The organism is Bradyrhizobium sp. 17, assembly GCF_023073515.1.
GTDB classification, from domain to species: Bacteria; Pseudomonadota; Alphaproteobacteria; order Rhizobiales; family Xanthobacteraceae; genus Bradyrhizobium; species Bradyrhizobium canariense_D.
Genome location: NZ_JADPJQ010000012.1, coordinates 82652 through 108088 on the forward strand (window position 1 = coordinate 82652; position 25437 = coordinate 108088).

34 protein-coding genes and 1 pseudogene are annotated in these 25437 nt (G+C 64.0%); 18 read left to right on the forward strand and 17 right to left on the reverse strand.

The genetic code is table 11. The annotated features are described in order from the left end of the window. Window positions 1–151: 151 nt before the first annotated feature. A complete protein-coding gene (locus IVB13_RS01585) occupies window positions 152–814 on the reverse strand; it encodes a hypothetical protein (RefSeq protein WP_018457956.1) in 663 nt (220 codons plus the stop codon). Between the two features lie 488 nt (window positions 815–1302). Between IVB13_RS01585 and IVB13_RS01590 the strand changes: the two genes are divergently transcribed. The 4 genes from IVB13_RS01590 (at window position 1303) to IVB13_RS01605 (ending at window position 2783) form a co-directional block, all read left to right on the forward strand. Then, window positions 1303–1473: a hypothetical protein gene (locus IVB13_RS01590; protein WP_018457957.1), complete on the forward strand. Its 171-nt coding sequence runs from the start codon at window positions 1303–1305 to the stop codon at window positions 1471–1473. A 308-nt stretch (window positions 1474–1781) separates the two neighbouring features. Beyond that, window positions 1782–2024 carry a hypothetical protein gene (locus IVB13_RS01595; protein WP_026233467.1) on the forward strand — a complete coding sequence of 81 codons (243 nt, stop codon included), beginning with the start codon at window positions 1782–1784 and terminating at the stop codon, window positions 2022–2024. Window positions 2025–2145: 121 nt separating this feature from the next. Then, complete coding sequence (locus tag IVB13_RS01600) at window positions 2146–2385, forward strand: hypothetical protein (RefSeq protein ID WP_026233468.1); 240 nt, start codon at window positions 2146–2148, stop codon at window positions 2383–2385. Window positions 2386–2489: 104 nt separating this feature from the next. Further along, window positions 2490–2783: a hypothetical protein gene (locus IVB13_RS01605; RefSeq protein ID WP_018457960.1), complete on the forward strand. Its 294-nt coding sequence runs from the start codon at window positions 2490–2492 to the stop codon at window positions 2781–2783. Between the two features lies 1 nt (window position 2784). Here IVB13_RS01605 and IVB13_RS01610 read toward each other — a convergent pair whose 3' ends face one another. Next, window positions 2785–3171 carry an NUDIX hydrolase gene (locus IVB13_RS01610; RefSeq protein WP_026233469.1) on the reverse strand — a complete coding sequence of 129 codons (387 nt, stop codon included), beginning with the start codon at window positions 3169–3171 and terminating at the stop codon, window positions 2785–2787. Between the two features lie 145 nt (window positions 3172–3316). Continuing rightward, complete coding sequence (locus IVB13_RS01615) at window positions 3317–4426, reverse strand: AI-2E family transporter (protein WP_026233470.1); 1110 nt, start codon at window positions 4424–4426, stop codon at window positions 3317–3319. A gap of 518 nt (window positions 4427–4944) precedes the next feature. On the opposite strand from IVB13_RS01615, the gene IVB13_RS01620 reads away from it, so the two are divergent. The 3 genes from IVB13_RS01620 to IVB13_RS01630 all read left to right on the forward strand — a co-directional run bounded on the left by IVB13_RS01620 (window position 4945) and on the right by IVB13_RS01630 (window position 7733). Then, complete coding sequence (locus IVB13_RS01620; protein WP_018457964.1) at window positions 4945–5172, forward strand: hypothetical protein; 228 nt, start codon at window positions 4945–4947, stop codon at window positions 5170–5172. A 118-nt stretch (window positions 5173–5290) separates the two neighbouring features. Beyond that, window positions 5291–7339: an acetoacetate--CoA ligase gene (locus IVB13_RS01625; RefSeq protein WP_247487465.1), complete on the forward strand. Its 2049-nt coding sequence runs from the start codon at window positions 5291–5293 to the stop codon at window positions 7337–7339. A 91-nt stretch (window positions 7340–7430) separates the two neighbouring features. After that, on the forward strand, window positions 7431–7733 hold the full coding sequence (locus tag IVB13_RS01630; RefSeq protein ID WP_026233471.1) for a hypothetical protein: 303 nt from the start codon (window positions 7431–7433) through the stop codon (window positions 7731–7733). A gap of 3 nt (window positions 7734–7736) precedes the next feature. Here IVB13_RS01630 and IVB13_RS01635 read toward each other — a convergent pair whose 3' ends face one another. Together IVB13_RS01635 and IVB13_RS01640 are read right to left on the reverse strand one after the other, a co-directional pair. Beyond that, window positions 7737–7973 (reverse strand): hypothetical protein, encoded by a 237-nt coding sequence (locus IVB13_RS01635; protein ID WP_026233472.1) that lies wholly within the window; start codon window positions 7971–7973, stop codon window positions 7737–7739. 337 nt (window positions 7974–8310) lie between these two features. Continuing rightward, entirely contained in the window at window positions 8311–8598 is a 288-nt protein-coding gene (locus IVB13_RS01640) for a hypothetical protein (RefSeq protein ID WP_018457968.1), read from the reverse strand. A 187-nt stretch (window positions 8599–8785) separates the two neighbouring features. Between IVB13_RS01640 and IVB13_RS01645 the strand changes: the two genes are divergently transcribed. The 3 genes from IVB13_RS01645 to IVB13_RS01655 all read left to right on the forward strand — a co-directional run bounded on the left by IVB13_RS01645 (window position 8786) and on the right by IVB13_RS01655 (window position 10408). Next, the gene (locus IVB13_RS01645; RefSeq protein ID WP_018457969.1) at window positions 8786–9373 is read left to right on the forward strand and encodes a formyltransferase family protein; all 588 of its coding nucleotides are present in this window, start codon (window positions 8786–8788) and stop codon (window positions 9371–9373) included. A gap of 200 nt (window positions 9374–9573) precedes the next feature. Continuing rightward, entirely contained in the window at window positions 9574–9918 is a 345-nt protein-coding gene (locus IVB13_RS01650; RefSeq protein ID WP_247487467.1) for a hypothetical protein, read from the forward strand. Beyond that, window positions 9863–10408 carry a hypothetical protein gene (locus IVB13_RS01655; protein ID WP_026233473.1) on the forward strand — a complete coding sequence of 182 codons (546 nt, stop codon included), beginning with the start codon at window positions 9863–9865 and terminating at the stop codon, window positions 10406–10408. The genes IVB13_RS01650 and IVB13_RS01655 overlap by 56 nt, the downstream gene beginning before the upstream one ends. A 51-nt stretch (window positions 10409–10459) precedes the next feature. Here IVB13_RS01655 and IVB13_RS01660 read toward each other — a convergent pair whose 3' ends face one another. Further along, window positions 10460–10858, reverse strand: a complete 399-nt coding sequence (locus tag IVB13_RS01660) for a RidA family protein (RefSeq protein WP_018457972.1) — start codon at window positions 10856–10858, stop codon at window positions 10460–10462. Between the two features lie 150 nt (window positions 10859–11008). On the opposite strand from IVB13_RS01660, the gene IVB13_RS01665 reads away from it, so the two are divergent. Beyond that, a complete protein-coding gene (locus IVB13_RS01665) occupies window positions 11009–11884 on the forward strand; it encodes a DMT family transporter (protein WP_085353150.1) in 876 nt (291 codons plus the stop codon). A gap of 203 nt (window positions 11885–12087) precedes the next feature. Beyond that, a complete protein-coding gene (locus IVB13_RS01670; protein WP_018457974.1) occupies window positions 12088–13518 on the forward strand; it encodes a caspase family protein in 1431 nt (476 codons plus the stop codon). A gap of 76 nt (window positions 13519–13594) precedes the next feature. Here IVB13_RS01670 and IVB13_RS01675 read toward each other — a convergent pair whose 3' ends face one another. Continuing rightward, entirely contained in the window at window positions 13595–13837 is a 243-nt protein-coding gene (locus IVB13_RS01675) for a BrnA antitoxin family protein (protein WP_007610629.1), read from the reverse strand. 3 nt (window positions 13838–13840) lie between these two features. Further along, window positions 13841–14818, reverse strand: a complete 978-nt coding sequence (gene cysK, locus IVB13_RS01680; RefSeq protein WP_018457976.1) for a cysteine synthase A — start codon at window positions 14816–14818, stop codon at window positions 13841–13843. Window positions 14819–15017: 199 nt separating this feature from the next. Here cysK and IVB13_RS01685 point away from each other — a divergent pair, with 199 nt between their 5' ends. Then, complete coding sequence (locus IVB13_RS01685) at window positions 15018–15236, forward strand: hypothetical protein (RefSeq protein WP_026233474.1); 219 nt, start codon at window positions 15018–15020, stop codon at window positions 15234–15236. A 15-nt stretch (window positions 15237–15251) separates the two neighbouring features. On the opposite strand, the gene tgt is transcribed toward IVB13_RS01685, so the two are convergent. Beyond that, complete coding sequence (gene tgt, locus IVB13_RS01690) at window positions 15252–16400, reverse strand: tRNA guanosine(34) transglycosylase Tgt (RefSeq protein WP_247296644.1); 1149 nt, start codon at window positions 16398–16400, stop codon at window positions 15252–15254. A 227-nt stretch (window positions 16401–16627) separates the two neighbouring features. Between tgt and IVB13_RS01695 the strand changes: the two are divergent. The 4 genes and pseudogenes from IVB13_RS01695 to IVB13_RS01710 all read left to right on the forward strand — a co-directional run bounded on the left by IVB13_RS01695 (window position 16628) and on the right by IVB13_RS01710 (window position 20791). Next, window positions 16628–17804: pseudogene (locus tag IVB13_RS01695) on the forward strand (patatin-like phospholipase family protein). 133 nt (window positions 17805–17937) lie between these two features. Further along, window positions 17938–18684, forward strand: a complete 747-nt coding sequence (locus IVB13_RS01700) for a TetR/AcrR family transcriptional regulator (RefSeq protein ID WP_018457980.1) — start codon at window positions 17938–17940, stop codon at window positions 18682–18684. A 247-nt stretch (window positions 18685–18931) separates the two neighbouring features. After that, the gene (locus IVB13_RS01705; RefSeq protein ID WP_018457982.1) at window positions 18932–19534 is read left to right on the forward strand and encodes a PepSY domain-containing protein; all 603 of its coding nucleotides are present in this window, start codon (window positions 18932–18934) and stop codon (window positions 19532–19534) included. Between the two features lie 219 nt (window positions 19535–19753). Beyond that, window positions 19754–20791 (forward strand): aspartate-semialdehyde dehydrogenase, encoded by a 1038-nt coding sequence (locus tag IVB13_RS01710; RefSeq protein ID WP_018457983.1) that lies wholly within the window; start codon window positions 19754–19756, stop codon window positions 20789–20791. 118 nt (window positions 20792–20909) lie between these two features. Here the strand turns inward: IVB13_RS01710 and IVB13_RS01715 are convergent, their stop codons facing one another. The 8 genes from IVB13_RS01715 to coaD form a co-directional block, all read right to left on the reverse strand. Then, entirely contained in the window at window positions 20910–21140 is a 231-nt protein-coding gene (locus IVB13_RS01715; protein WP_245288491.1) for a type II toxin-antitoxin system VapC family toxin, read from the reverse strand. Next, window positions 21137–21298 carry a type II toxin-antitoxin system VapC family toxin gene (locus tag IVB13_RS01720; RefSeq protein ID WP_018457984.1) on the reverse strand — a complete coding sequence of 54 codons (162 nt, stop codon included), beginning with the start codon at window positions 21296–21298 and terminating at the stop codon, window positions 21137–21139. Before IVB13_RS01720 ends, IVB13_RS01715 begins: the two co-directional genes overlap by 4 nt. Further along, window positions 21298–21540 carry a type II toxin-antitoxin system VapB family antitoxin gene (locus IVB13_RS01725; RefSeq protein ID WP_018457985.1) on the reverse strand — a complete coding sequence of 81 codons (243 nt, stop codon included), beginning with the start codon at window positions 21538–21540 and terminating at the stop codon, window positions 21298–21300. Before IVB13_RS01725 ends, IVB13_RS01720 begins: the two co-directional genes overlap by 1 nt. Before the next feature lie 57 nt (window positions 21541–21597). Continuing rightward, entirely contained in the window at window positions 21598–22671 is a 1074-nt protein-coding gene (queA, locus tag IVB13_RS01730; RefSeq protein WP_018457986.1) for a tRNA preQ1(34) S-adenosylmethionine ribosyltransferase-isomerase QueA, read from the reverse strand. A 142-nt stretch (window positions 22672–22813) separates the two neighbouring features. After that, on the reverse strand, window positions 22814–23278 hold the full coding sequence (locus IVB13_RS01735) for a peptidylprolyl isomerase (protein WP_018457987.1): 465 nt from the start codon (window positions 23276–23278) through the stop codon (window positions 22814–22816). Further along, on the reverse strand, window positions 23275–23700 hold the full coding sequence (locus tag IVB13_RS01740; RefSeq protein ID WP_018457988.1) for a hypothetical protein: 426 nt from the start codon (window positions 23698–23700) through the stop codon (window positions 23275–23277). The genes IVB13_RS01735 and IVB13_RS01740 overlap by 4 nt, the downstream gene beginning before the upstream one ends. Window positions 23701–23708: 8 nt before the next feature. Continuing rightward, a complete protein-coding gene (locus tag IVB13_RS01745; protein WP_018457989.1) occupies window positions 23709–24272 on the reverse strand; it encodes a peptidylprolyl isomerase in 564 nt (187 codons plus the stop codon). A 41-nt stretch (window positions 24273–24313) separates the two neighbouring features. Next, a complete protein-coding gene (gene coaD, locus IVB13_RS01750) occupies window positions 24314–24808 on the reverse strand; it encodes a pantetheine-phosphate adenylyltransferase (RefSeq protein ID WP_018457990.1) in 495 nt (164 codons plus the stop codon). 247 nt (window positions 24809–25055) lie between these two features. Here coaD and IVB13_RS01755 point away from each other — a divergent pair, with 247 nt between their 5' ends. After that, on the forward strand, window positions 25056–25313 hold the full coding sequence (locus IVB13_RS01755; protein ID WP_018457991.1) for a hypothetical protein: 258 nt from the start codon (window positions 25056–25058) through the stop codon (window positions 25311–25313). Window positions 25314–25437 lie beyond the last annotated feature (124 nt).

Consider the following 25437-nt stretch of genomic DNA (forward strand, 5'->3'; position numbering starts at 1 on the left):
GGGCCCCTGGTCGCTTCTTAGGATCCGGTGACAGTGCCGGAGCGCACTGTCACCAGCATTCCGTAGTTCCAAGTCGGGTAAAAAGCCGCGCTCACGTTAGCCCGCCAAGTGAGCGCGGACAAAGTCTCAGATCACCTGCCTGACCCTATCTTCAGCTCTCCGGGCCCGAAACTGTGGCAGGCACGCTCAACGGCGCTCCTCCAACTGAAACGGGACCTGCAGATTTCGACTGCCGAACGATCCGCTTGCGCATCGCTGCGGACAGTCCATAGCGCGCATGCGCTCTTCGAACGGAGGACGTGACGTCCGACATCATGGCATTTTGCAGCGAGTCGATCTTCGCAATCAGCGTGGACAGCTGCGAAGATACCTTCCTCACATCGACCCGTTCATCCGTGATGCTCTGCCGGAGCGAAAGCAGCACCATCGAATCCGCCTGCAGCACAGCCGCGTTTTGTTGCAAGGCCTGATTGCTCTCCTGCAGCGAAGCCGTGTGTTGCTGCTGGGTCGACTGAATATCCTTCAAGGCCGCGACAACCGGATCCGGCTTTGGCGCTGAAGCCTCTTGGCGCGGGAGCAGATCAGCCAGGCTGCTCAGATTCAGCGATGGCAGGCCGGACGGCCATGTGTAGATCGCCGCCGCGCCGTTGATGGCCAGGGCACACACCGACAGCGCCATGACCGACGTCCGGCCGGACCGCTTGATCGGTTCTGGCGCGTCCAAGCTTGCGGGTTCGCCGGCGGCGATGGCCGCAGCCAGTGCTGCAGGGTCGAGCTGTTCGACAAGGCCTTGCGTTTCGAAAGTCGCGGTCATGGCATTGACCCCAAATGAGCGAGCAACAGGAAGCCGTCGCCGGAACGTCCTCGCGACAGCTCCCTTACGCAGCACCCATCTACAACTGTCTAAAATTGTGGGCTTTTCAGCTTAATTCCACGTTAGCGGCCGCGGCCTGCTGCAGACCCCGGCCATCCCGGCCGACTACGGGGTCGTGCGAGGGTCATGACAGGCAGGCCGGTGCGCGAGCTCCTCCCGATCCCGGGAAGCCGCCCTGGTCCGAAGCGGATTTTCCGAAGTTGGCAGACTACCCCTGTTTTGCCCGACGCGTCAACCGGCGTCTCCGCCGGATGCAGGACCGCCATGTGCCAAAAAGAAAGCGTTGCGCCAGCGGGACTTAGCTACTGTGCATGGGGTTGTTTTGGCGATTTTGGCCATCGCCTGCTCGTGCGCCGGGCCCCTGTCCCAAAAGCCGCGAGACAACCCGCTCAAAAAGTGTAGGATTCGACAAAACAGGGAGGAGCGGCATGTTTGAAATCAGCGGTTTCGACACGGCAGGAATCGTCAGCCTCAAGCGGCTGTCACTCGCCGCCGCCCTCAAGAAGGCCAAGGAGCTCATCGCCGACGGATGCTGGGGCGTTCAGGTGATTGGTCCGGGTGGCCAGGTCTACACCTCGTTCGAGGAGCAAGCCGCGTAGTCGCCCGCCTTCGGCATCATTCGAAAAGCACCCGACCGATCGCGCGCCGCGCGGTCTGGCCGTTGCGGTGATAGACGTGAAAACCCCAGCGCCTGGTGGAGCGCTGGGGCGTTTTCAAAATATCATTTGGTCAAGCAATGAGGCCTTCGTAGCAGCGATCTCGACCATCGCTTGTGAACTGCTTCACACGGCCTTCGATCTTTCCACATCTTGACGAGGCTCAACTGCCGCGCGCCGTGCCGTTGCCAATCAACTCGTTTGGGAGCACGCTCTCTCCAGGCGCGCAGACGCCGCTCAGGGAGAAAGCCATGAAGGACACGGGCCTGGATCATCGCCACCGCGACAAGGATGGCGCGATCAGCAAGAAGCACGGCAACACGCTGGTCGGTACGTTGCGCAAGATCTACGGCAAGGGTTTTGCTGCCGGTTATCCGGATACGACTGAACTCAGCGAGGTCTTGCATCAGCTGAACGAGACATCGCTCAGCCAGTTGCGGCGCGATCACGACACCGGGCATCTCAGCCACAAGATCGACCACGTCCCGAAGTGATGGACGTCACGAGTCCCAACTTCAGGTAGTTGAATCAACTGGGCTGCCGGGCGTCTCGGCGAACTTGCCGTTTGAGCCCTCGCCGCCCGAGCGCTAGGATGAGCCTTTTACGGAGGCTCATTTGAAACAGTTCATGATCATCACCGCCATTGCACTCGCCGTGACGGCTCCCGCCCGCTCGCAGGCTCTCGTCGATCCCAACAAGGTTGCTCCCGAATATCGCGAGGCGGCCGAGAAGCGGCGGGCCGAGCAGATGCGGCAGCGCGAATGCGCGCTGAAGGCGGATCTCGAGAAGGTGCTGCCCAGGGATCGCACCGTCTATCTCAACCATTGCCTGGACACGATGGCGGCCAAGCAATAGCGCCTGATCGAGCGGCTTGAAGTCGCCGACGCGTTCAAGCTTTCTTCAGACATTTGGGATCACCTGACGATCCATTTTCATCAGTCATTGTCGATCGACCGCGCATGAGTTTCGTCCAGATTCAGTGCACGCGCTGCAAGACCGTATTCCGCGACCGCGCGGGACGGTTGCAGGACGGCTATTCCAGGCAATGTCCGAGCTGCGAGGTGGTGCTGTTCTTCGCGGAGGATTCACCGAACCCTCAGGTCAAGCAGGCCATGAAGCGCGCGCGCAAGGCTCGCAAGGAGCAGCGCGAAGCCGAAATGGCCAGAATGTCCGCGCCGCAACCGCGCGCCAATTTTTCGCGGGCCCACACCGGACGGATACAGCTCTCGTCGGAGGACGACGAGGAGGCCTAGCTCACCCGCGCTTCCGCGGAAACAGGCGGTCGCGGATATAGCGCGAGGTCGGCGTTAGGCGGATGCCGCGCGGCTTCTGCCAGACGGCGCGGTCGATCTCGTGCTTGTCGCCGATCGCGAGCCTGCCCTTGGCGCCCTTGGCGATGAAGATCGCGTCGCTCATCTTGCGGCCGGAACGCTTGTTCCTGGCCGTCACTTCCTTCCAGAGGCTGATCCGGCCGAGCTTCAGCTTGGGCAGCTCTTCCTTGATCTCCCGCCGCAGGCAGTCCTTGTCGGACTCGCGCGCGCGCTTGCGGCCGCCCGGAAACATCCACAGGCCGTCCGACCGGCGTCTGACCAACAATACCTTGCCGCGCTTGGCGGCAACCAGTTTGGAAGACTTCGCCATGTCCGCCGTAATCGAAAATAGAATCGAGCCCATGGTAACTTGTCTAGTCGGATAGACAAGTTCCGGATGGATCTTGATCACCCGGGCCAAGGCCGTCAGATCTGATTAAACCCGGCAGGCCGATCCCGCCGTTCGAGGCGCCAGATCAGCCCTCGCCCGCCGCTGTGCCCGCCCTTGCCCCCGCCTCTGCCCGGTCCTCCGTCCTGATCCAGGCCATCATCATCTCCCAGGCCACCGACAGGATGATCGGGCCGATGAACAGGCCGACGATGCCGTGGGCGAGCGTGCCACCGATCACGCCGACGAAGATGACGATGGTCGGCGTGGTCAGGCCGCGCCCCATCACCAGCGGCTTCAACATGGTGTCGAGGAAACCGACGAGGACGAGAAACACGGTGAGCAGCAGCGCGGTGGTGACGTCCTTGGCGGTCCAGATCCAGATGATCACCGGCAGCAGCACCAGGAAGGCGCCGATCTGCACGATCGAGAGCAGCAGCACAATGAAGGCGAGCAGGCCGGCGCTCGGCACCGCGGCAAGCTTGAAGCCGATGCCGGCGAGCAATGCCTGCACGATCGCGACGCCGATCACGCCTTGCGCCACGGCGCGGATGGTCGCGCCCGCGAGCCCCAGGAAATGCTCGCTCTGTTCGGGCACGATGCGAAACAGGAAACCGCGGCCGGCCGCAACCAGCCGCGGCCCGTGCGGAAACAGGAAGCCGGCCACGAACACCGAGACCAGGAACTGGAGCGTGCCGACGCCGGCATCGCCCGCGAGCGACAAGAGCGGTCCCGCCAGCGGCTGGAGATACGGCGCCACCTCGCGGAGCACTGCGCGGATGTTGTTGTAGGCCTGCTCCCAGAGGTCGAATAACCAGGGGCCAACGACCGGCCACGACTTGAGCTGCTCCGGCGCCGATTGAAGCGCGAGGTCGCCGGTGCCGAGCTGGTGCGCCAGCTCGCGCACTCCGTCCACTGCGCTGATACCGAGCCAGGTCGCAGGACCGATGACGATGCCGAGCGTGATCAGGGTCAGGATCGCCGCTGCGGTCTTGGGCCGGCCGCCGAGGATCTTGGCGACCCAGCTGAAGGCCGGGTAGAACGCGACCGCGAGCACGCCGCTCCAGGCAAGGATCGGCACGAAGGGGCGGATGATCAGCAAGGTCCAGATGATCAGCAGGCCGAGCAGGCCGACGCGGATCACGAGCTGGATGATGTCCTCGCCCGTCAGGAGCTGACGCAGACTTTTCACGGGCACGGCTTTCCTTGCGGCATTGACGCGGGTTCCGGCACTTGCGCGGCCCCGCGTTATTGCCAGCCGCGCACCCGGCGTCAAGACGACCGGGCCGGCACGAGCCGGCGATTAGGAACGCATCGGGCCATTCTGCATTCCGAGACGATGGCACGCCGCCCCAGAGAGCCCGTCGCACACGCGGGAATTCACCGCGGCATCCGCTTTTCGCTGAAGCCAAACGGCGCACCGGGCTATTGGCGCTACGCCTATGCCGTCGGCGACAGGGCCCGCACCGGGCGCGTGCAAGGCAGGCTGCCGTTGCTCGCCATCAGGCGCGTTCAGATGTGCATCGACCGGGACATGCGAAGCATCCGGACCGGCGATTGATCTTGCGGCGGCGCCGTGGGCGAGCGCCGGCAAGGTGCGCGACGTGATGCCGGCTTGGCTAACGGTGATTAACCGGATTTCGGCCGACCGGTTTACGTCGATGCAAAGGCGTGCACCTACGCTTCCATCGAGGTCCCTCAAACCACTTCGGTGCAATGGCCAATACCATCTGGACGATCGAAGAATTCACCTGCGCGGGTTGCAGCATGAACTACACGGCGACAAGGGAGGAGCACGCCGAAGCGCATTCCGGCACCTTCAAGTGCAGCATCTGCAGCGGCGTGGTGCACACATGGTCCGGCAAACATCATTTCTTCGGCTGGGAAGCGGTGAAAACCAAGCCACCCGTGTTCGGAAGGCGTTGGGCCGGAGCCGGCGGGTAGACTGCTTCCACCGGACCCAGACCAGCTACTCCCGTCAACGCCCCCTGCCCGAACTGCGGCTTCTGCTACTCTGCGGCAACGGTTAAACTCTCCGCCCCGCAACTGAAGCCGACACGCAATGACCTCACCCTTCGTTCCCCAGATCGCCCTTTACCGCACCTGGCTCGCCGAGAAGCGCGGCCTCAACTTCGACAGCTACGAGGAGATGCGGCAATGGTCGGTGCGCGATCTCGACGGGTTCTGGCACGCCATCTGGGACTATTACGATCTGCAATCGCCGACGCCGTTTGCCGCCGTGATCACCGAGCGCAAGATGCCCGGCGCGCTCTGGTTTCCCGGCGCGCAGGTCAACTATGCCCGGCAGGTGTTCCGCCACGTGGACGCGGCTGACGCCGCCGGCCTGCCCGCAATCGTCAGCTGTGGCGAGGACGGCAGGCTTTGCGAGACGAGCTGGCCGGAGCTGCGGCGCAAGGCGGCTGCGCTCGCGCTGCATCTGAAAGAAAAAGGCATCAAGCCCGGCGACCGCGTCGCCGCCTATCTGCCCAACATCGCCGAGACCATCATCGCATTCCTGGCGAGCGCCAGCATCGGCGCGATCTGGAGCCTGTGCGCGCCCGACATGGCCGCGCCCGCCGTGATCGACCGCTTCAAGCAGATCGAACCGAAAGTACTGATTGCCTGCGACGCCGTCACCTATGCCGGCCGCCGGCACGATCGCAAAGACGTCCTCGCCGAGCTGCGGCGGTCGCTGCCGACGGTCGAGCACGTCATCCTGCACAGCGAGGCCGCCGCGCCCGCAGCGGCCGACGCCCTGCTCTCCGAAATTAGCGCAACAACCGGCGCGGAGATCGACGCGTTCGAGCCGGCCTGGCTGCCGTTCGATCATCCGCTCTGGATCGTCTATTCCAGCGGTACCACCGGCCTGCCGAAGCCAATCGTGCACGGCCATGGCGGTATCATCATCGTGGTGCTGGCGCTGCTCGGCCTGCACAACGATCTTGGCTGCTCCTACCACGAGAACTCGTTCGGCGAGCGCTATCACTGGTACTCTTCGACGGGCTGGATCATGTGGAACAGCCAGGTCGGCGGCCTGCTCAGCGGCACCACCTGCTGCATCTTCGACGGCAGCCCCGGCGGCGCCAAGGACAAACCAGACTGGACCACGCTGTGGCGCTTCGTCGCGCAGTCGAAAGCGACCTTCTTCGGCGCGGGCGCCGCGTTCTTCGCCAACTGCGCCAAGGCCGAGGTCGACCTCGTCGCCGCCGGTGATCTCTCACAGCTTCGATGTCTCGGCTCGACCGGCTCTCCGCTGAGCGCCGACACCCAAGCCTGGTTCAACAACCGCTTCGCTGGCCTGTCGAAGACCAACGGCAGCAAGGCGCAGGCCGATATCTGGTGGGCCAACATCTCCGGCGGCACCGATTTCGCCGGCGCGTTCATTGGCGGCAATCGCGAACTGCCGCAGACGCCGGGCGCGATGCAGTGCCGTCTGCTGGGTGCTGCCGTGGAAGCCTTTGACGAACAGGGCCGCGCCGTCATCGGCGAGGTCGGCGAGCTCGTCTGCACCGAGCCGATGCCGTCGATGCCGCTCTATTTCTGGAACGACAAGGGCGGTGCGCGCTATCGCGCGAGCTATTTCGAGACCTATCCGGACAATTTCGACGGCACCGGCCGTGGGCCGGTGTGGCGGCATGGCGACTGGCTCAAGGTCGACCCGGACGGCTCCTGCATCATCTATGGCCGCAGCGATGCCACCATCAACCGGCATGGCCTGCGCATGGGCACGAGCGAGCTCTATTCCGCGATCGAGGCCTTGCCGGAGGTGCTGGATTCCCTCGTCGTCGATCTCGAATATCTCGGCCGTGACAGCTACATGCCCCTGTTCGTGGTGCTGCGCGAAGGCGTCGCCTTCGACGGCGCGATGCAGGCGAAGATCAACAAGGCGATCGAGGCCGGCCTCTCGCGCCGATTCCTGCCCAACGAGATTTTTGCGGTCGCCGAAATTCCCCGCACGCTCTCGGGCAAGAAGCAGGAGCTGCCGATCAAGAAGCTGCTGCTCGGCCAGCCCGTCGAGAAGGTCATCAACCGCGAGGCGATGGCCAATCCCGCCTGTCTCGACTGGTATCTCGCCTTCGCACGCGACTATCTGGCGCGGAGCGAGACTTGAGGGAGATCGCCGCAATTGCGCCGATGCCGTTTGGACTCCGTTCACCGATCGCCGCTAGAGCAGGATGCATCTTCCGCAGCGAACGCGCGCCATGGCCGACCTCAACGCCGTCCTCTCCAGGCTGAACGACCGTCTGCTCCGCCTCGAGGGCGAGCTGTTCGTGCTGCGCTCGCTGGCCCGCGCGACGCTGACGGCGGGCGATGACCACGCGGCGCGAATGCGCAAGCTGGTCGAGGCCGCCAAGGTCGCGCTCGACGACGAGGCCACGCGTCCCCTCGACAAGCCGACGCGCAAATATGTCGATGCGGCGGCCGCGCTGGTGGAGGAATTGCTGGTCGAGCCGACCCAGGCGCGGCCGTTGTTCACCGTCATCGACGGTGGCCGGCGCGACTGAACGTCAAACTGGCCGTCCGTCGTCCGTCGCGGCGATATCGCCCGACTTGAGCCGGCTGAGGCCGGCTTCGATGATCGCGATCTCCTCGTCGATCTGGCCGATCGGCAGGCTGAAGTCGTAGCCGGACCTGCTCTTCAGATCGACTGCAAGCCGTTGCCTGTGCATCATCAGCTCGTCGAGGCCGCGCCGGTTCTTCAGCCGGACATAGACGTCGACGATCTGCTCAATCGCGCTCGGCATGAAATAGGTCCCGGCGAAAAAGCCCGCACGGCGCACCCGCGCCGGCGCGACAATCTCGGTGTCGCGGTACGCAATACAGATCCGCGACGGATTCGTCGATACGCCAAGCTGGTTGAGATCACGTTACCGTCAGATGATTTCGTGATGGCCGAGCATGAAAAAGCCGCTGGCGATCACGCCAGCGGCCAAATCCGGGTTCGAAAACGGATGCGGGTTGAAATGTCGCCAGCCCCGGTCGGTCCACGTTCTAACGGCAAATCCTGGGTCTCTCTGTTAAAAACGAAACACAGGAACCGGCCGTCGGCACTCGCCGCACCACCGTGGCGGCGCGGCAACGCTAGTCTGTGCCGCAGAAATATTTGCGCGGCAGCCTGCGGTAGGCGCTGTAGCGGTAATGCGGCCGGTACGCGTAGCCGCGATAGAGCGCCGGCGGCTCCTGGCCGTAATAGGCGCCGTGATAAAAATTGGTGACCGGCCCTTCCGCGCAGCGATAGGTGTCCCAGGTCGGGCCGATGAAGGGCGCCACCCCGACCTCGGGCGGAACCACGGGATAGGGCGGTCCGCCAGCGCGCGCCGAAGTGGTTGCAACCAAGGCCGCGAGAAGGACAAACCACGCGCTCCGCATGCGTTCACTCCGAGCCGATGCCATGCGCATGGAAGCACCGGACCGGCCGACACCGCAATCGCGGAATTCATCGCGCAGCCTCGCCCGGCGCGTTGTTGATAACCGGCGCAAACCCAGCGCGGGTGGTGACAGGACGTCCGGACGTGTTATCGGGAGATGACGCAGTTGCGAGACGGATCGGACACCCATGCGCATTACTCTTGTCGGCTCCCGCCATTTCGGCGTGACCACCCTGAACATGCTCCGGGAGCATGGTGTCTCGATCGTGCGCGTCGTGGTGGCCGACGCCGAGGATCGTCTCGCCGCAACAGCCAAGGCGGCGGGCATCGACGTCGTGGTCCAGGCCAATCCCAAACTGGTGGTGGCCTCCGAGATCGCCCCCGACACCGATCTGATCGTCACCGCGCACAGCCACGCCCGGATCGGCAAGGACGCGCTTGAGGCAGCGAAGCTGGGCGGTATCGGCTATCATCCCTCGCTGCTGCCGCGTCACCGCGGCAAGGCGGCCGTGGAATGGACCATCAAGGAAGGCGATCCGATCGCCGGCGGCACGATCTATCACCTCGCCGACCGCATGGACGCTGGCGCCATTGCGGCCCAGGAGTGGTGCTTCGTCAAGAAGGGCGAGACGGCGCGGGAACTGTGGGAGCGCGCGCTCGCCCCGCTCGGGCTCAAATTGCTGGCCGACGTGATCGACTATGCCAAGGTCCACAAGGCGCTGCCGTCCAAGACTCAAGACGAGCAGTTCGCGACTTCAGCGCCAAGTCTTTCCTGAGGCCCTTTATCCTGAGTCGATCTCCTGACGTTTACTCTTAACGTAACGGGGCATTGATTTTGCTTCAAGAATCCCAGCTTGAAACCCAAATAAACCATTGTTCCCACAGGAACAATTTTCGATTTGGCACTGCACCAAATTTCCGTCACATTTGGCCCGAATAAGGGTCAGCATATCAGACAAATTCAAGGACGGATTTTATGCGTTTTGCTCGCATTGCGGCGTTCTGTGCCGCCTCAGTTACCACCCTCGCCGCGCCCGCCTTTGCCCAGACCCCCTATGACGGCAACTGGCACGTCATCATCGTCACCAAGAGCGGCACCTGCGAGCCGACCGCGAGCTCCTTGCTGACGGTTGCCGACGGCAAGATCACCGCGCCCGGCGCTAACGTTTCCGGCACCATCGGCAGCGGGGGACTTGTGAAAGTTTCGATCAATGGTGCATATGCCAACGGTCAACTCAGCGGCAACGCCGGATCGGGGAAGTGGAATGGAGCATCTGCAGGCATACCGTGCAGCGGGCGGTGGGAAGCATCGCGCCAATAGAAAAATCGTGACGAGCGGTGTGGGCCGGCGGCTGCTGATCGCGGCCGCCGTTATGTTTGCCGCCGGAATTGCAAACTCCGAGAGCAAGGCCCAGTCCGGCCCGTTCGCCCCGCTGGCCGGCAGCTGGAGCGGCTCAGGCACGGTCACCCTGGATGACGGCTCGACCGAACGGATCCGCTGCCGGGCGAAATACGCTCCGATCGGACCGACCATGGAGTTGTCTCTGACCTGCGCCAGCGACGCCTACAAGTTCAACCTCGGCGCCAACGTCAAGGCTGAAGGCAGCGCCATCGCGGGCAGCTGGTCCGAGGCCAGCCGTAATATCAGCGGCTCCCTTTCGGGTCGCGGGGCCGGCGGAAACTATGAGCTGCTCGCCTCCACTGCCGGCTTCAACGCCAACATTTCGCTGAAGACGTCCGGCAACAAGCAGAACGTCACGATGCGCGCCGACAGCCAGTTCCGCGGCGCCAACATCTCGCTGTCGCGCTAAGCCGATACGAGTAGATTGACAATCGACCCGGCGATCTCGCCGGGTCGATTTTTATGTGCCCGGCACGAACGCCGTGACCTCGATCTCGACCTTGGCCCGGTCATCCACGAGGCCGCCGATGTAGAGCAAGGTCGAGGGCGGGAAATTGCGCCCCAGCGTTTCCTTCCAGGCCGCGCCGATGCCGGCCCCGGCTGCCTCATATTCGCTGCGGCTGGTCAGGTACCAGGTCAGGCGGACGATATGCTCGGGGCTGGCGCCGGCCTCGCCCAGGAGCTTGATGATCCGCTTCAGCGCGGTCCCGACCTGCGCTGCCATGTCAGGCGCGTAATTGCCGGTCTCGTCGCCGCCCGTCTGCCCGGCCAGCACCACCCAGCGGCCCGGCCCCTCGACCACGACACCATGGGAAAAGCCGCGCGGTTTTTTCCACTCGGCCGGCTGCAAGATGTGCATGAGCGAAGATCTCCCGATTGTTCTCGTTGTTCACTGATGCCTTAGCACGGCGCCCTGCATCGCTGCACCGGCAGATTTGACCGTTGCAAACGGCGAGGATGTCGCCGATACCGGCCTTCCCTCAAGACCTCGCCTCTCACACCCGCGCCGATGAACACGACACCGTCCAAAACGATGGCTGCCCTGTGGATGGCCGGCTGGCTGTCGCTGATGCTGGTCATGGCGGTCGCCGGACGCGAGACCACGCGCGAGCTGAATGTATTTCAGATCATGGAAGTGCGTTCGCTGCTAGGATTCCTGTTGCTTTCGCCGTTCATCTATCGGGCCGGCGGCTTCAAAGTGCTCAGGACGTCGCGCCTGCCGCAGCACATCGGGCGCAATTTGGTGCACTATGTTGCGCAGCTCGGCTGGTTCTTCGCGCTGACGCTGATCCCGATCGGCCAGGTGGTGGCAATCGAGTTCACCATGCCAATCTGGACGGCGCTGCTCGCAGCGAGCCTTCTCTCCGAGCGCATGACGCCGTGGAAGATCGCCGCCATCGCGCTTGGCCTTTTCGGTGTGATCGTCATCGTCCGACCCGCCACCGGCGAGATCAATCCCGGTCAACTCATCGCACTCGGCGCCGCCATGGGCTTTGGCGTGTCCATGGTGCTCGTCAAATCGCTGACCCGCACCGAAAGCGCGCTGTCGATCCTGTTCTGGATGCTGGTGGTGCAATCGGTCGCAGGCTTCATTCCGACGCTGTTCGTCTGGACGTGGCCCTCCGCCTACGTCTGGGCGTGGGTCGGCGTGATCGGCGTCTGCGGCACGTTTTCGCACTACTGCCTCGCCAGCGCGATGCGCTATGCGGATGCGACCATCGTTGTTCCCATGGACTTCCTGCGAGTTCCATTGACCGCGACCGCTGGCTGGCTGCTGTATTCGGAGCGGCTTGACACCTGGACGGTGGTCGGCGCCGCGCTGATCCTGTTCGGCAATCTCCTGAATCTAAAGCCAGCTCCGGCAGATCCTGCTCCCGCGCGCTGAACCTCGCGCCGCCTCGCGCGACAAAACCAAGTGGCCGTGTGATTTGGATCACGTTGGAAGGGTATTCCATCGTGCACATTCTGCCACACAGCAGCGGGTTGAACGCGACGAACTGCCGTTTTGGTGGCGCCGAGGCGGGCACTTCATGTAAGTTCGTGCCAATTCGTTGCTGCCTGCAATTTCGATTCTGTTGGGGATTCCAGATGCGCACTCTCACCCTCCTCGCGTCGCTGATGTGCATGGCACTGTCGGTCAGTGCCGCGAAGGCCGACCGCCGCGTTGCTTTCGTCGTCGGCAACGGCACCTACAAGAACGTCGCACAATTGCCGAACCCGCCGATCGACGCCAAGGCGATGGCGGCAACGCTGCGCAATGTCGGCTTCGAGGTGATCGAAGGTTCGAACCTCTCGCGCGACCAGATGACGGAGAAGCTGCTGGACTTCGGCCGCAAGGCGCAGGGCTCCGACGTCGCAGTGTTCTATTATGCCGGTCACGGCATCGCGGTCGGCGGCTCCAATTATCTTCTGCCTGTCGACGCCGACATCAAGTCGGAGATGGACGTCAAGCTCGGTGCCGCCATCAACATCGATCTGACGCTCGAGCAGACCATGGGCGACGCCAAGGTCAAGCTGGTGTTCCTTGACGCCTGCCGCGACAATCCGTTTGCCGCCAAGATCAAATCGAACTCCGCGACCCGCAGCGTCAACGTGCAGAGCGGTCTTGCCGAGATGAAATCCGGCGAAGGCACGCTGATCGCGTTCGCCACCGGCCCGGGCCAGACCGCGCTCGACGGCCAAGAGGGCAACAACAGCCCGTTCACCCGTGCGCTCATCGACAACATCACCAAGCCTGGTGTCGAGATCCAGCAGGCGATGACGTCGGTCCGCGCCCAGGTCAACGAGGAGACCCACAAGGGGCAGCTGCCCTGGGGCCACACCAATTTGACCGGCGCGGTCTATCTCAACCAGGCTCCGACGACGCAGGTCGCCAATGCGGCACCGACGGCTGCTGGCAGCGTGCCAATGGCGACGGGCGGCAGCTCGGACGGTGTCGAGCTCGAATACTGGCGTTCGGTCAAGGAGAGCAATAAGTCGGAAGAGCTCAACGCTTACCTCTCCGCCTACCCGAACGGTCAGTTCAAGGCGCTTGCGCTGGCACGCCTCGCGGCCATCAAGAGCGGCCCCTCGACCGCGACGCGCACCCTCACCGCTGGCGTCGATCCCGCGACCTTCACCGAAGAGGCCACCCAGCTTACCGAGGACCAAATCGGACTCGACAAGAACCAGCGCCGCGACGTTCAGCGTCGCCTGGGCGGGCTCGGCTTCGACAACAAACAGACAGGCGTCTTCGGCGACGAGACCCGGTCGGTGCTCAAGCGCTGGCAGGCGGCGCGCGGCTATCCCGCGTCTGGCTACCTGAACAAGCTCCAGCACAAGGCTCTGCTTTCGGAAGTCGTGGCCGGCCCGCCGACCGCGAGCGACAACAGCCAGAAGGCAGCCCGCCGGGCCGCCGCCCCCGCGGCCAGCAGCGCGCCCGCACCTGCTCCCCATCGCAGCAGCGGCGGCGATCCTGCCGGCGCAGCCTTCGTCGGCGGTGTCGTCGGCGGCATGATGGGCGGCATGTTCCGCCGCTGAGGCGAGGCCAATCGCAGATACAAAAGCCCGGCTCGCGCCGGGCTTTTTCGTTACGAATAAACCAAAGCTTTGGCGTCTACTTCCCCGCGGCCTTTCGCAGCGCCTCGTTGATGCGGTCCTGCCAGCCGGGCCCGCCGGACTGGAAATGCTCCAGCACGTCCTGGTCGATCCGCAGCGTGACCTGCTCCTTGACCCCCGGCGCCACGTTCTGCTTTGGCGGCGCCGCAGCGACCTTCGCCGTCACCTTCTTGAACGCCGCCTCGGCCTCCGTCCTGGCGTCGCCCAACGTCCGCGGCCGCCTCGGTGGTTGATCCGCCATGTCCTAGATTCCCTCAAACAGAGCCGTCGAAAGATACCGCTCGGAGAAGGACGGCACTATAGCCAGGATGGTCTTTCCCGCAGCTTCGGGTCGCTTGCCGATCTCGACGGCCGCGGCAATCGCGGCGCCCGAGGAGATGCCGCCCGGAATGCCCTCATGCCGCGCCAGTGCCCGCGAGGTCTCGATCGCCGTCGTCGAGTTGACCTTGACGATCTCGTCGATCACCGAGCGATCGAGAATGTCAGGGACGAAGCCCGCACCGATGCCCTGGATCTTGTGCGGCGTGTGCTGGCCACCCGACAGCACCGGGCTCTCCTCCGGCTCGACCGCAACCACGCGCAGCGAGGGCTTGCGCGGCTTCAGCACCTGGCCGACGCCGGTGATGGTGCCCCCGGTGCCGACGCCGGCGACGAAGAAGTCGATGTTGCCGGCGGTGTCATTCCAGATCTCCTCCGCGGTGGTGCGGCGGTGCACCTCGGGATTGGCGAGATTCTTGAACTGCTGCGGCATCACCGAATTCGGCGTCGTCTTCAACAGCTCTTCGGCCGTCGCGATCGCGCCCTTCATGCCTTGCGCGGCCGGTGTCAGCACCAGCTCCGCGCCCAGAAAGGCCAGCATCTTGCGGCGTTCGATCGACATCGACTCCGGCATGACCAGCTTGAGCCTATAGCCGCGCGACGCCGCGACGAAGGCCAGTGCGATGCCGGTATTGCCGGAGGTCGGTTCGATCAGCACGGTGTCGGGCTTGACGATTCCGGCCTTCTCCATGGCGATGATCATGGCCGCGCCGATGCGATCCTTCACGCTTGCGGCGGGATTGAAATATTCAAGCTTTGCCAAAATGGTCGCGTTCACGCCATGCATGCCCGGCAGCCGGCGCAAGCGCACGATCGGCGTGTCGCCAAAAGCATCGACGATCGAGTCATAGATCCGGCCGCGGCCGGGTTGGTGCGCTGCACCCGTGGTGGACGATGCGTCCATGATGAACTCCCTGTGGCGACGATTGTGCTTCTAGACACCCTGCGGCGACACGCAAGCGAGATTGCGTTACATGTTAAATACGCTGCATCGCAAAATCGCGTGAGCAATAATTATCAGAAAACCAACGCATTTGTGTTGCGACCTCGTCAACTGATTCTGCTTATGTTAGACTTAGGTCTCAAGCTGGGAGGTCACCACGATGTCAGCAGTCGCTGAAGTGTTGTCGACCGTCGCACCGAACCGCGCTCCGCGTTGCAGTGAGTTGCCGGCCTGTCCCGTCTGCGCCGACTCCATGATCGCCGCCGAAGGTTCTGCGTATTTGTCGGAACACGTGATCAGCTATCTCTGGACCTGCGACAATTGCGGCTACGGCTTCGTGACCAAGCACTCCGTCAAGCAGCGCCTCGTCTGCAACTGACGTTTTGCACTTGACCTAGCGCGGGGCGATGTCGCCCCTCCCCCAGTCTTCGCGCGTACGCCGATAGAACTCCTCGAACGTTCCCTGTGCGATCGCGTCCCTGATGCCCTGCATCAGGAACTGGTAATAAGCGATATTGATCTCGGACAGCAGCATCGCACCCAGCGTCTCGCCCGCCTTGACGAGATGGTGCAAATAGGCGCGCGCGTAGCTGCGCGCCGACGGCCAGGAGCTCTCTTCGTCGAGCGGACGGGGATCGTCGGCGTGGCGCGCGTTGCGCAAATTCACCTGGCCGAAGCGTGTGAAGGCAACGCCATGCCGGCCATTGCGCGTCGGCATCACGCAGTCGAACATGTCGATGCCGCGCTTGACCGCCTCGAGGATGTCGTCGGGTGTGCCGACGCCCATCAGGTAGCGCGGCCGCTCTCTCGGCAGCAGCGGCGCTGTCTCGTCGATCATCGCCAGCATCACCGCCTGCGGCTCACCGACGGCGAGGCCGCCAATGGCATAACCATGGAAACCGATCTCGATGAGGCCTTGCGCGCTGGCATGGCGAAGCTGGGGTATGTCGCCGCCCTGCACGATGCCGAACAGCATGTAGCCGTCGGGCGCGCTCTCGAAGGCGCGCTTGCTTCGCTCGGCCCAGCGCAGCGACAATTGCATCGCGCGGTCGATGTCGGCGCGCTCGGCGGGCAGTCGCACGCATTCGTCCATCTGCATGGCGATATCGGAGCCGAGCAAACGCTGCACCTCGATCGAGCGCTCCGGCGACAGCTCGACCTTGGCGCCGTCGATATGCGAACGGAAGGTCACGGCCTGCTCGCTGACCTTGCGCAGATCCGCCAGCGACATCACCTGGAAGCCGCCGGAATCCGTCAGCATCGGCCCGTTCCAGCCGGTGAATGTCTGCAAGCCGCCAAGCGCCGCGATCCGCTCGGCGCCGGGACGCAGCATCAGATGATAGGTGTTGCCGAGCACGATGTCGGCACCGGCCTCACGCACCTCGCGCCAGTGCATGCCCTTCATCGCGCCGGCGGTACCGACCGGCATGAAGGCGGGCGTGCGCACCACGCCGTGCGGCGTGGTCAGGCGCCCGGTGCGCGCGGCGCCATCGGTGGCGAGCAGTTCGAAATGATTGGGCAGACCGGTGTCAGGACGATTCATGACGGTGCTTATTGCGTGTCGGAGCAGGCCGATCAACCCGCTCGGGCGATGCCTCGGCCGGCTTATGCATCAGACTGGGACAATGGGTTCAAATATTGGGGGACACGGAATTGTGCGCCTGCGACGCTTGTTAAACAAAACGACACAGTGTAGTTTTACCTTGGGCTGGACGAGATGCCGCGGCGATGTTGCCGGCGGCGGTAGATGCGTGATCGCCAGCCACCGCAATGCCCCTCCCTTCAAGTTCGACTGACCCAGCCGGCCGTTCGCATGGCTGGACGAGGTGGACCGGCGCCCGCCTGTTCGGATTGCTGGTCCTGACGTGCAGCTTGGCGCTCGGCGCCTGCACCTCCCTGCCCCGCACGCCCTATACGGCCACCGAAGCCAGCACATCGCGCGTGCTCGATATTGATGGCCTGCGGCGCTACGCCGACGAACCCATCACGAAATTCAATTTCGAGAAGGACACCAGCACCGCGACGAAGTCCTACCTGGCGCTGTCAGGCGGCGGCGCAGATGGCGCCTACGGCGTCGGTGTGCTCAACGGCTGGACCGCGGCCAGAACCCGTCCCACCTTCTCGGTTGTCTCGGGCGTGAGCACCGGCGGCCTGATTGCGCCCTTTGCGTTTCTCGGCTCGCAATATGACGACACGCTGAAGGAGGTCTATACCAGCGGCGTCGCGGAGAGCCTGTTGAGCGATCCCAGCATCATGCGCGTGCTGTTCGGATCCGGCCTGTTCGGCAACACCCGGCTGCGCGAGCTCGTCGCCCGCTATGTCGGACCGGAGATCATGGCGCAGGTCGCCCATGAAAACGCCAAGGGCCGAAGGCTGCTGGTGGTGACGACCGATCTCGACACCCAGCGCACCGCGATCTGGGACATGGGCAGGATCGCCGCGGTCGGCACGCCCGAGGCGCTCAAGCTGTTTCGCGACGTGATGGCGGCCTCCGCCAGCATCCCGCTGGTGTTTCCGCCGATCATGATCGACGCCGAAGGCGAGGGCCGCAGATTTCAGGAGATGCATGTCGACGGCGGTGTGACGGCCCCGGTGCTGACGCTGCCGGAAGCCTTGCTTTTCCAGGGCAGTCGCCTTCCCGGCCCTGCGAAGCTGGACATCTACATCCTCGTCAACAAGAAGATCGAACGCAATTTCGAGCTCGTCTCCAACAGCACCATCGACGTTGCCTCCCGCAGCCTGTCGTCAGTCGCAGACCCGCTCGATCATCTTCTCGACTTATGATTTTGCGAAGCGCAACCGCCTGGGCTTCCATCTCTCCTATATCGCGCGCGATTATCCGGCCGCCCCCTCGGAAGGGTTCGACACCGCTTATATGCGGGCGCTGTATCAGTACGGATATGAGAAGGCGGCTTCGGGCGAGGCCTGGACTTCGACGCTTCCGTGAGCGCTCGGTGAGGAACGGGGCCGTGCCGAGACGGTTGACGATGCGATCATTCGGCCAGATTAGCCATGACGCACTCGTTGCCGCGCGTTATAGAGCAATGACTGATGTCACGACCGCGCAGGAATCATTGGGCATGGGATTGACTGCGACCAGGACAAGACCGGCGGCGCCGCGGCGCGAGGTGCCGAAATCGCGCGGCGGCCGGCCGACGAAAAGCGCCGCGATCGAGCGCGATCAGCGGCTGATCGAGGTCGCAACCCGCCTGTTCCTGGATCGCGGCTTTGATGCGACCTCGCTCGATGCGGTCGCGGAAGCCGCGCGAGTGAGCAAGCCCACCGTCTATGCCCGTTACGGCGACAAGCGCGGCCTGTTTGCAGCCGTGCTGAGACGCGAGATCGCGCGATGGCTGGCACCGCTGTCCGCGGCCGCCGAGACGCAGCTCGGCAGCGCCTCGGATATCTCGGTCGAGCAACGGCTCGTCGAGATCGGGCGCGAGATGCTGACATTCACCTGCGGACCCGATGCCGTCGCCTTCAGCCGCATGATGACGTCGCAGGCCATCAACTTTCCCGACATCGCCAAGCTCGGCAAGGAGGAAGGCTGGCTCAAGGCCGTCGCCACCACGGCACGCTTCTTCGACCATCTGGTGGCGCAAGGCGCGCTCGACGTCGACGACACCACCATCGCGGCGGAAGTGTTCCTCGACGTCGTCGTCGGTCATAACCATCGTCTGGCGACGTTTGGAACGCCGCCGGAGATGAAGGCCGCGGAAAAGCGCATGCGCGCTGCGATCAAGCTGTTCCTGGCAGGCGCGCTGGGATCAGCGGACGGCAGCCAGAGTGCCGCCAAGGGCACTCAGCGACGCCGCCCGTCGCGCTGACAATTCCGTGAGGTTGCGAACTTTCCGGGAGATCTCGTGGCCGCGCCGTTGACCGAAACAAAACGATACGGTATGGTTTAATTATAGGGCGATGCGGATCGCTTTTTCACCAGCCCCAAGAGGTCCGCACCGCTTCGATCGTCCCGGCGGTACAGCCCGTCGCGACGCTCAGCGGCCGACCGATGCCCAAGGTCGGCCGCAAATTCTTGACGATCATCCGGCATACTCGCTGGCCGAGGGTTCGAGCATGACGACGGCCAAACGACGGATCTCGGGACTGCTCGCGATCGCCCTGTCCGCACTCCTCCTCGCAGCGCCGGCGCGGGCGATCGTGAGCACGGGCACGCCGACCACCCTTCACAACGACACAGATGGTGACGCCGAGGCCGACCGCCAAGCGGTCAGCCGCGAGATCGAGCGCTTCCGCAGCTCGTCGATCTCGATCAACCAGGCCATGGCGATTGCGGAAGCCCGCCACGTCGGTGCCACCACGGCGGATGTGAGTTTCGACGGAGCCTCAGGCGTGCCGGTCTACCGGGTGAAGACCCTGCACAACGACCGGATCTGGCGCCACACCATCAATGCCGCGACCGGCGAGCTCGTCGGCGGGGAAGCCGCCCTCCCTCTCGCCGAGCTCGACCTCGACGATCGCAGCAATCTCGCAGCGCTCGGTGCCATCAAGCACCGACTTGCGGATGCCGTCCACGTCGCCGAACGCGCGGCCTCCGGCAAAGCCATCAGCGGCGGACTGGTGCGCGAACGCGGCCGGCTGAATTTCGCGATCGTCGTCATCAGTGGCGACAACCTCAAGGAGGTCATCCTCGAACCGCCGGGCGCCCGGACCAAATAGCGGCAGCCCCAATCCCGCCGAAAAGCCATTGACGGGGGCAGGACTCTCCCGCATAAGCTCCCGCCATGTTCGCGACCACCAAACGCACGACTAAAACCACCACGGCCTTCGGGGCCCGGGGAGGCGTGCGCGTGTAGTCGTCGACTAGAACGCAATCCACTCTACCGAAGCCCCGCCCATGATGGTCCGGGGCTTTTTTGTTGTTTAGATCGCAATTCAATGGAGGACAAAGTGAGTAACGATCCCGTCGTCGCGATTGTCGGCGTCACCGGTGCGGTGGGCGCCGAATTCATCGCCACCATGGACAAGCGCGGCTTTCGCGTCGGCAAGCTCAAGGCGCTGGCCAGCGCCCGCTCGGCCGGCAAGACGGTGTCGTTCCGTGGGCAAGACGTCGTCATCGAGGAGCTGACCGAACGCGCCTTCGAAGGCGTCGACATCGCCCTGTTCTCCGCCGGCGGCAGCATCTCCAAGAAGTTCGCGCCGATCGCAGTCAAGGCGGGCGCCGTCGTCGTCGACAACTCCTCCGCCTTCCGCATGGACCCGAACGTGCCGCTGGTGATCCCCGAGATCAACGCGAATCGCATCCGCGACCACAAGGGCATCATCGCCAACCCGAACTGCGCCGCCATCACGGCGCTGGTGCCGCTGTGGCCGATCCACCAGAGCAACCGCATCAAGCGGGTGATCATCTCGACCTACCAGGCGGCCTCCGGCGCCGGCGCTGCCGCGATGGAGGAGCTGGTCGAGTCCACCCGCGCCAACCTCAACGGGCAGGTTTATACGCCGAAGGTGATGCCGCATCCCTACGCGTTCAACCTCTTCAACCACAACACGGCGATCGACCCTGACACCGGCTACAACGACGAAGAGACCAAGGTCATCAACGAAACCCGCAAGATCTTTGAGGACGACAAGATCGCGATCGGCGTCACCTGCGTGCGTGTGCCGGTGCTGCGGGCTCATTGCGAGGCCATCACCTTCGAATGCGAGAAGCCGATCAGCGAGGACCAGGTCCGCGCCATCATGGCACGAGCGCGCGGCGTCAAGGTCGTCGACGACCGTGCCAGGAACTACTTCCCGATGCCGATCGACGCCTCGGGCCAGGACGACGTCCTGGTCGGCCGCATCCGCAAGGACTTCAGCGACCCCTCCGGGCATTCGATCTCGATGTTCGTGGCGGCGGACCAGCTGCTCAAGGGCGCTGCGCTCAACGCGGTGCAGATCGCGGAGCTCCTGCCACAGCGGGTGATGGCGTAACGGAAGATGCGTAAGGTGGGCAAAGGCGCGCAAGCGCCGTGCCCACCACTTCGCATCAAGAAAGTTGGTCGGCACGCTTCGCTTTGCCCACCCTACAATGGCAAATAGCGCGGTCAGGTCAACGCGGGGAGAATGTCTGTCTTAGCAAAGTCGGCTCCCTTGAAGAGCAGCGGTTGCGAACGCGCTTTCGCCAAGCGTAGACCGCACAATCGACGATGTTGAGCTGCGCCGGATGCCCCCCGCCCTTGCCGAAGCGTTGAAATGCCTCGAACGCGCCTTTCGCCATGTCTGCGTCGAACGGCACTACGACAATCCCGGCAGTCTCCAGCAATTCGTCGAAGAACTTCACGGCCGATGCTCCGAGGCGAGCAGAGAGAACGATCTTGTTTCCAGGATTGCTACTGCTGACATCGACAGGCTGGCAGCATCCAGCATGGCTTTCCGATAGCGCTGCCCATCTGGCTCGTTGGTGACGGTCGCGACGATCGCAGACGTATCCAGCACCATCAGGACGGCAGCCCGAAACGGTCATAGCCGAGGATTTCGTCTGCAGGCCGAGAATCGAGAACGGGCAAGCCAGCGGTTCGCTCGAGGAACGACGTCAGGGCGGCCCTCCTATCGACCGCCGGCGATGCCACGCGAGACAAGCGCTCCTCGATGGCGCGTTCGAGCGCCGTCTCGATATCTTCCCCCGTCAAGCGGGCGAGGCGCTGGGCAAGCTCATCGACTTTCGCGGAACGGATGTTCATCGGCCACTCGATCCATGCAAAACGTATGAGCAGTATAGCACGAGAACGCCGCCCGCGTCACTCCCGCGCCGGAAACAGCAAACAGGCATCCCCGTACGAATAGAACCGATAGCCGGTTGCGATCGCGTGTGCATAGGCTTGCTGCATCGCCTCCAGCCCGGAGAACGCCGACACCAGCATGAACAGTGTCGACTTCGGCAAATGGAAATTGGTCAGCAGAATATCAACGGCGCGGAAGCGATAGCCGGGGGTGATGAAGATCGACGTCTCGGCGGCGAACGGCTCAATGGTGCCGTCCTCGCTGGCTGCGCTTTCGATCAGGCGCAACGACGTGGTGCCAACCGCGATGATACGGCCGCCGTTCTTGTGCGCCGTGTTGAGCCGCTCCGCCGTCTCGGACGACAGCGTACCCCACTCGGCATGCATCTTGTGGCCTTCGGTGTCGTCCACCTTCACCGGCAGGAAGGTCCCTGCCCCGACATGCAGCGTGACGCGATTGATGCCGACGCCGCGCGCGTGCATCGCCTGCTCCAGCGCCGGGGTGAAATGCAGGCCTGCTGTCGGCGCGGCAACGGCGCCTTCGTTCACAGCGAACATGGTCTGGTAGTCGGCGAGATCCTGATCATCAGGCGTGCGTTTCGAGGCGATGTAGGGCGGCAGCGGCGGGCTGCCGAGATCGGCGATGGCTTGATCCAGCGTCGGGCCGTGAAACGAAAATGACAGCGTCACCTCGCCTTCCCCGCCCTTCGCCTCGACCTCGGCGTCGAGATGGCCGAGCAGGCAGACCTTGCCCTCATTGCCGAAGCGGATGCGGTCGCCGGCGATGAGTTTCTTGGCAGGCTTCACCAACGCCTGCCAGCGCGAGCCGTCGAGGCGCTTGATCAGCGTTGCCTCGATCTTCGGCTCGGTCTCGCGGCCGATGCGACGGCCTTTTAATTGCGCCGCGATCACCTTGGTGTCGTTGACGACGAGCTGGTCGCCCGGCTTCAGCCATTGCGGCAGGTCGGTGATGATTTGGTCGCGCAGCGTGCCGCGATCGACGACCAGCATCTTCGCGGAGTCGCGCGGGCTCGCCGGGCGCAATGCGATGCGCTCGGCGGGCAGGTCGAAATCGAAGAAGTCGGTGCGCATCTCGGTCTCAGGGCCGCACAGTCACTCCTCATCCTGAGGGGTGCGGAACGCGCGTCTCGACGGATGAAGGCCCCGCTGCTGCAGCTCGGCCTTCATGGTTCGAGACGGCGCCACGCGCCTCCTCACCATGAGGGTTGAACGCCTACGCCGCGTCAGCCGCCATCCGCGCCTTGACGATCTTGTCGGGGTTCTGCACGGGCTCGCCACGCTTGATCTTGTCGACGTTCTCCATGCCCTCGGTGACCTTGCCCCACACCGTGTACTGGTTGTCGAGGAAGCGGGCATCGTCGAAGCAGATGAAGAACTGGCTATCGCCGGAATCCGGGCTGGCGGCGCGCGCCATCGAGGTGGTGCCGCGCACATGCGGCTCCTTGTTGAACTCGGCCTTCAGCTTCTGGCCGGAGCCGCCGGTGCCGGTGCCCTGGGGGCAGCCGGTCTGCGCCATGAAGCCGTCGATCACGCGATGGAATACGATGCCGTCGTAGAAGCCTTCGCGCACGAGTTCCTTGATGCGTGCGACGTGGCCGGGCGCCAGATCAGGCCGCATCTCGATGGTGACGGGGCCCTGCGTGGTCTCGAGGATCAGTGTGTTTTCGGTGGCGCTCATGCTCGTCTCTCTTGGGTTGGGGGTGAAGTCCTGTCAGGTGAAGATTTGCGGTTGCGAAACTGGATCGCGAACGGACGCCCCGCAGCGGCGCCGGCCATCGCATCGGTAAATGGCATCGGCGTGCAGCGTTGCAATGCCTCCATCACCGCGACCCGGTATTGCAGCCGGTCATTGTCGGAAGCCTCCGCGGATTCATAGGTAATCCTCGGATGGCCCAGAATGTTTCCAGCCCGGTTGAAGCTCACCACGACGGTGATGTCGATCGGGCGGGCCCTGGCGGCGGGCGGCGGCTTCCAGCAGGTGCGCAAATGCCGGAAGATGTCCTGAATGGTGTTGACCTGTGCGTCCTCGGCGACCGCGCCTGGGACGCCGAGCAGCAGCACCGCGGCAACCAGCAGGAGCTTGCCACCGCAGCGCGCCATCGCCGCTCCTATTTGATGTCGGAAGCGACCTGCACCTTCACCATCTTGTCGGGGTCGGTGACGGTGCCGCCGCTCGATCCGGGAGGCGCCTTCTTCAGCTTGTCGACGACGTCCATGCCCTGCACGACCTCGCCGATCACGGTGTACTGGTTGTCGAGGCTGCCGCCGTCGGCAAACATGATGAAGAACTGCGAATTGGCGGTGTCGACGCTGTCGCCGCGCCGGGCCATGCCGACGATGCCGCGCGCAAAATGCACCTTCGAGAATTCCTGCTTCAGGTTCGGATATTTCGAGCCGCCGGTGCCATTGAAGTTCTGACCGTCGCCGGTCTGCGCCATGAAGCCATCCATGACGCGGTGGAACGGCACGTTGTTGTAAAAACCCTCGCGCGCGAGCTGCTTGATTCGCTCGGCGTGCTGGGGCGCAAGGTCCGGCCGGAGCTTGATGACGATGCGGCCCTTGGTGGAGTCGATGACGATGGCGTTGGCCTTGTCGAGGCCGGCCGGCAAGGCTTGCGCGAAGGCCGGCACCGCGAACAGAACCGCGGCAAGAACTGCGAGAATTCGGATCATGACAACTCCGGATCAGAGATGAGAAAGGAAACGCGCCGTTATCAGGCGAATTTTGCCTTGAGCTGGGCCGCAACCAGCGGCGGGACGAAGGCCGAGACATCCCCGCCCATGGCAGCGATCTGGCGCACCAAAGTGGCGGTGATCGGGCGGACCATGGGAGAGGCCGGCAGGAAGATCGTATGCACCTCGGGCGCCATGGCCTCGTTCATGCCGGCGAGCTGCATCTCGTAGTCGAGGTCGGTGCCGTCGCGCAGGCCCCGAATCATGATCGTGGCACCGTGCTTGCGCGCCGAGGTCACCGACAGATCGTCAAACGTCACGGCCTCGAGCACGCAGCCGGCCTGGGCGGCCACCGGCCCGCAGACGTCATGGAGCATCTTCAGCCGCTCCTCGGTCGAGAACAGAGGCTTCTTGCCGGGGTGCACCCCGATCGCGACAACAAGCCTGTCGCACAGCGACACGCTGTGCCGGACCACGTCCAGATGGCCGTTGGTGATGGGGTCGAAGGAACCTGGATAGAAAGCAATGCGCGGCATGGCCACGTCCTACCGCGCCCTGCCCGGCCCGGCAAGCCGGTCAGGTTCCCTGGCGGTTTTTCCGCAGAAGCGTGTCGGAATGCGCCGAATTGTTTCGTCCTGAGGGCGGCCACGACACAAAACGGAGCGCGAACGAAACCATTTCCCGCGTTCGCGAAGACGTCCGGAAACTGGCCATGGTTACTAATCCAGCCAACGAACGACGGGCCGCACACTGGGCGTAGCGGCCGCATCACAGGGGACTGTCATGATCAAGGCTCTTTCGGCGATCGCCATTTCTGCGTGTGTTGCTGCCACCCTCACGCTCCTGCCCGGCTTCGCCCCCACCGTCGAGGCGAGCGTGCCGCAGCCGCTTGCCAAGAGCGACCGGCTCGATATCCGTACCGTCGGCAAGGACTGCTCGCAGCAGGCCTGGCCGAATTTCGAAGCGTCCTGCCTCCGCCAGGCCGGCACCAAAGCCAACATCCGCGAGGCTCGCCTTGTGACTGCCAACCGTACTCCGTAGTGGGGGTCTGTCAGTTTCGCGTCAGCTAACTCTCAAGATAAACCCCAAAGATATACCCCATGGATATTTGCGACGTCCCGTCGCACACTGCCTGATGCTCGCGCCCGTCGGAATGACCCGTCGG

Coding starts and splice junctions, on each gene's coding strand:
- cysK (WP_018457976.1), bottom strand. CDS start 14,818: ATGGACGCATCGTCCACCACGGGTGCAGCGCACCAACCCGGCCGCGGC.
- IVB13_RS01625 (WP_247487465.1), top strand. CDS start 5,291: ATGACCTCACCCTTCGTTCCCCAGATCGCCCTTTACCGCACCTGGCTC.
- IVB13_RS01710 (WP_018457983.1), top strand. CDS start 19,754: ATGGAGGACAAAGTGAGTAACGATCCCGTCGTCGCGATTGTCGGCGTC.
- IVB13_RS01705 (WP_018457982.1), top strand. CDS start 18,932: ATGACGACGGCCAAACGACGGATCTCGGGACTGCTCGCGATCGCCCTG.
- IVB13_RS01725 (WP_018457985.1), bottom strand. CDS start 21,540: ATGAACATCCGTTCCGCGAAAGTCGATGAGCTTGCCCAGCGCCTCGCC.
- coaD (WP_018457990.1), bottom strand. CDS start 24,808: ATGCCGCGCATTGCTTTCTATCCAGGTTCCTTCGACCCCATCACCAAC.
- IVB13_RS01670 (WP_018457974.1), top strand. CDS start 12,088: ATGCGCACTCTCACCCTCCTCGCGTCGCTGATGTGCATGGCACTGTCG.
- IVB13_RS01635 (WP_026233472.1), bottom strand. CDS start 7,973: ATGCCGAGCGCGATTGAGCAGATCGTCGACGTCTATGTCCGGCTGAAG.
- IVB13_RS01675 (WP_007610629.1), bottom strand. CDS start 13,837: ATGGCGGATCAACCACCGAGGCGGCCGCGGACGTTGGGCGACGCCAGG.
- IVB13_RS01590 (WP_018457957.1), top strand. CDS start 1,303: ATGTTTGAAATCAGCGGTTTCGACACGGCAGGAATCGTCAGCCTCAAG.
- IVB13_RS01745 (WP_018457989.1), bottom strand. CDS start 24,272: ATGATCCGAATTCTCGCAGTTCTTGCCGCGGTTCTGTTCGCGGTGCCG.
- IVB13_RS01645 (WP_018457969.1), top strand. CDS start 8,786: ATGCGCATTACTCTTGTCGGCTCCCGCCATTTCGGCGTGACCACCCTG.
- IVB13_RS01700 (WP_018457980.1), top strand. CDS start 17,938: ATGGGATTGACTGCGACCAGGACAAGACCGGCGGCGCCGCGGCGCGAG.
- IVB13_RS01650 (WP_247487467.1), top strand. CDS start 9,574: ATGCGTTTTGCTCGCATTGCGGCGTTCTGTGCCGCCTCAGTTACCACC.
- IVB13_RS01665 (WP_085353150.1), top strand. CDS start 11,009: ATGAACACGACACCGTCCAAAACGATGGCTGCCCTGTGGATGGCCGGC.
- IVB13_RS01640 (WP_018457968.1), bottom strand. CDS start 8,598: ATGCGGAGCGCGTGGTTTGTCCTTCTCGCGGCCTTGGTTGCAACCACT.
- tgt (WP_247296644.1), bottom strand. CDS start 16,400: ATGAATCGTCCTGACACCGGTCTGCCCAATCATTTCGAACTGCTCGCC.
- IVB13_RS01735 (WP_018457987.1), bottom strand. CDS start 23,278: ATGAGCGCCACCGAAAACACACTGATCCTCGAGACCACGCAGGGCCCC.
- IVB13_RS01685 (WP_026233474.1), top strand. CDS start 15,018: ATGTCAGCAGTCGCTGAAGTGTTGTCGACCGTCGCACCGAACCGCGCT.
- IVB13_RS01605 (WP_018457960.1), top strand. CDS start 2,490: ATGAGTTTCGTCCAGATTCAGTGCACGCGCTGCAAGACCGTATTCCGC.
- IVB13_RS01720 (WP_018457984.1), bottom strand. CDS start 21,298: ATGGTGCTGGATACGTCTGCGATCGTCGCGACCGTCACCAACGAGCCA.
- IVB13_RS01740 (WP_018457988.1), bottom strand. CDS start 23,700: ATGGCGCGCTGCGGTGGCAAGCTCCTGCTGGTTGCCGCGGTGCTGCTG.
- IVB13_RS01655 (WP_026233473.1), top strand. CDS start 9,863: ATGGAGCATCTGCAGGCATACCGTGCAGCGGGCGGTGGGAAGCATCGC.
- IVB13_RS01620 (WP_018457964.1), top strand. CDS start 4,945: ATGGCCAATACCATCTGGACGATCGAAGAATTCACCTGCGCGGGTTGC.
- IVB13_RS01595 (WP_026233467.1), top strand. CDS start 1,782: ATGAAGGACACGGGCCTGGATCATCGCCACCGCGACAAGGATGGCGCG.
- IVB13_RS01660 (WP_018457972.1), bottom strand. CDS start 10,858: ATGCACATCTTGCAGCCGGCCGAGTGGAAAAAACCGCGCGGCTTTTCC.
- IVB13_RS01585 (WP_018457956.1), bottom strand. CDS start 814: ATGACCGCGACTTTCGAAACGCAAGGCCTTGTCGAACAGCTCGACCCT.
- IVB13_RS01755 (WP_018457991.1), top strand. CDS start 25,056: ATGATCAAGGCTCTTTCGGCGATCGCCATTTCTGCGTGTGTTGCTGCC.
- IVB13_RS01630 (WP_026233471.1), top strand. CDS start 7,431: ATGGCCGACCTCAACGCCGTCCTCTCCAGGCTGAACGACCGTCTGCTC.
- IVB13_RS01610 (WP_026233469.1), bottom strand. CDS start 3,171: ATGGCGAAGTCTTCCAAACTGGTTGCCGCCAAGCGCGGCAAGGTATTG.
- queA (WP_018457986.1), bottom strand. CDS start 22,671: ATGCGCACCGACTTCTTCGATTTCGACCTGCCCGCCGAGCGCATCGCA.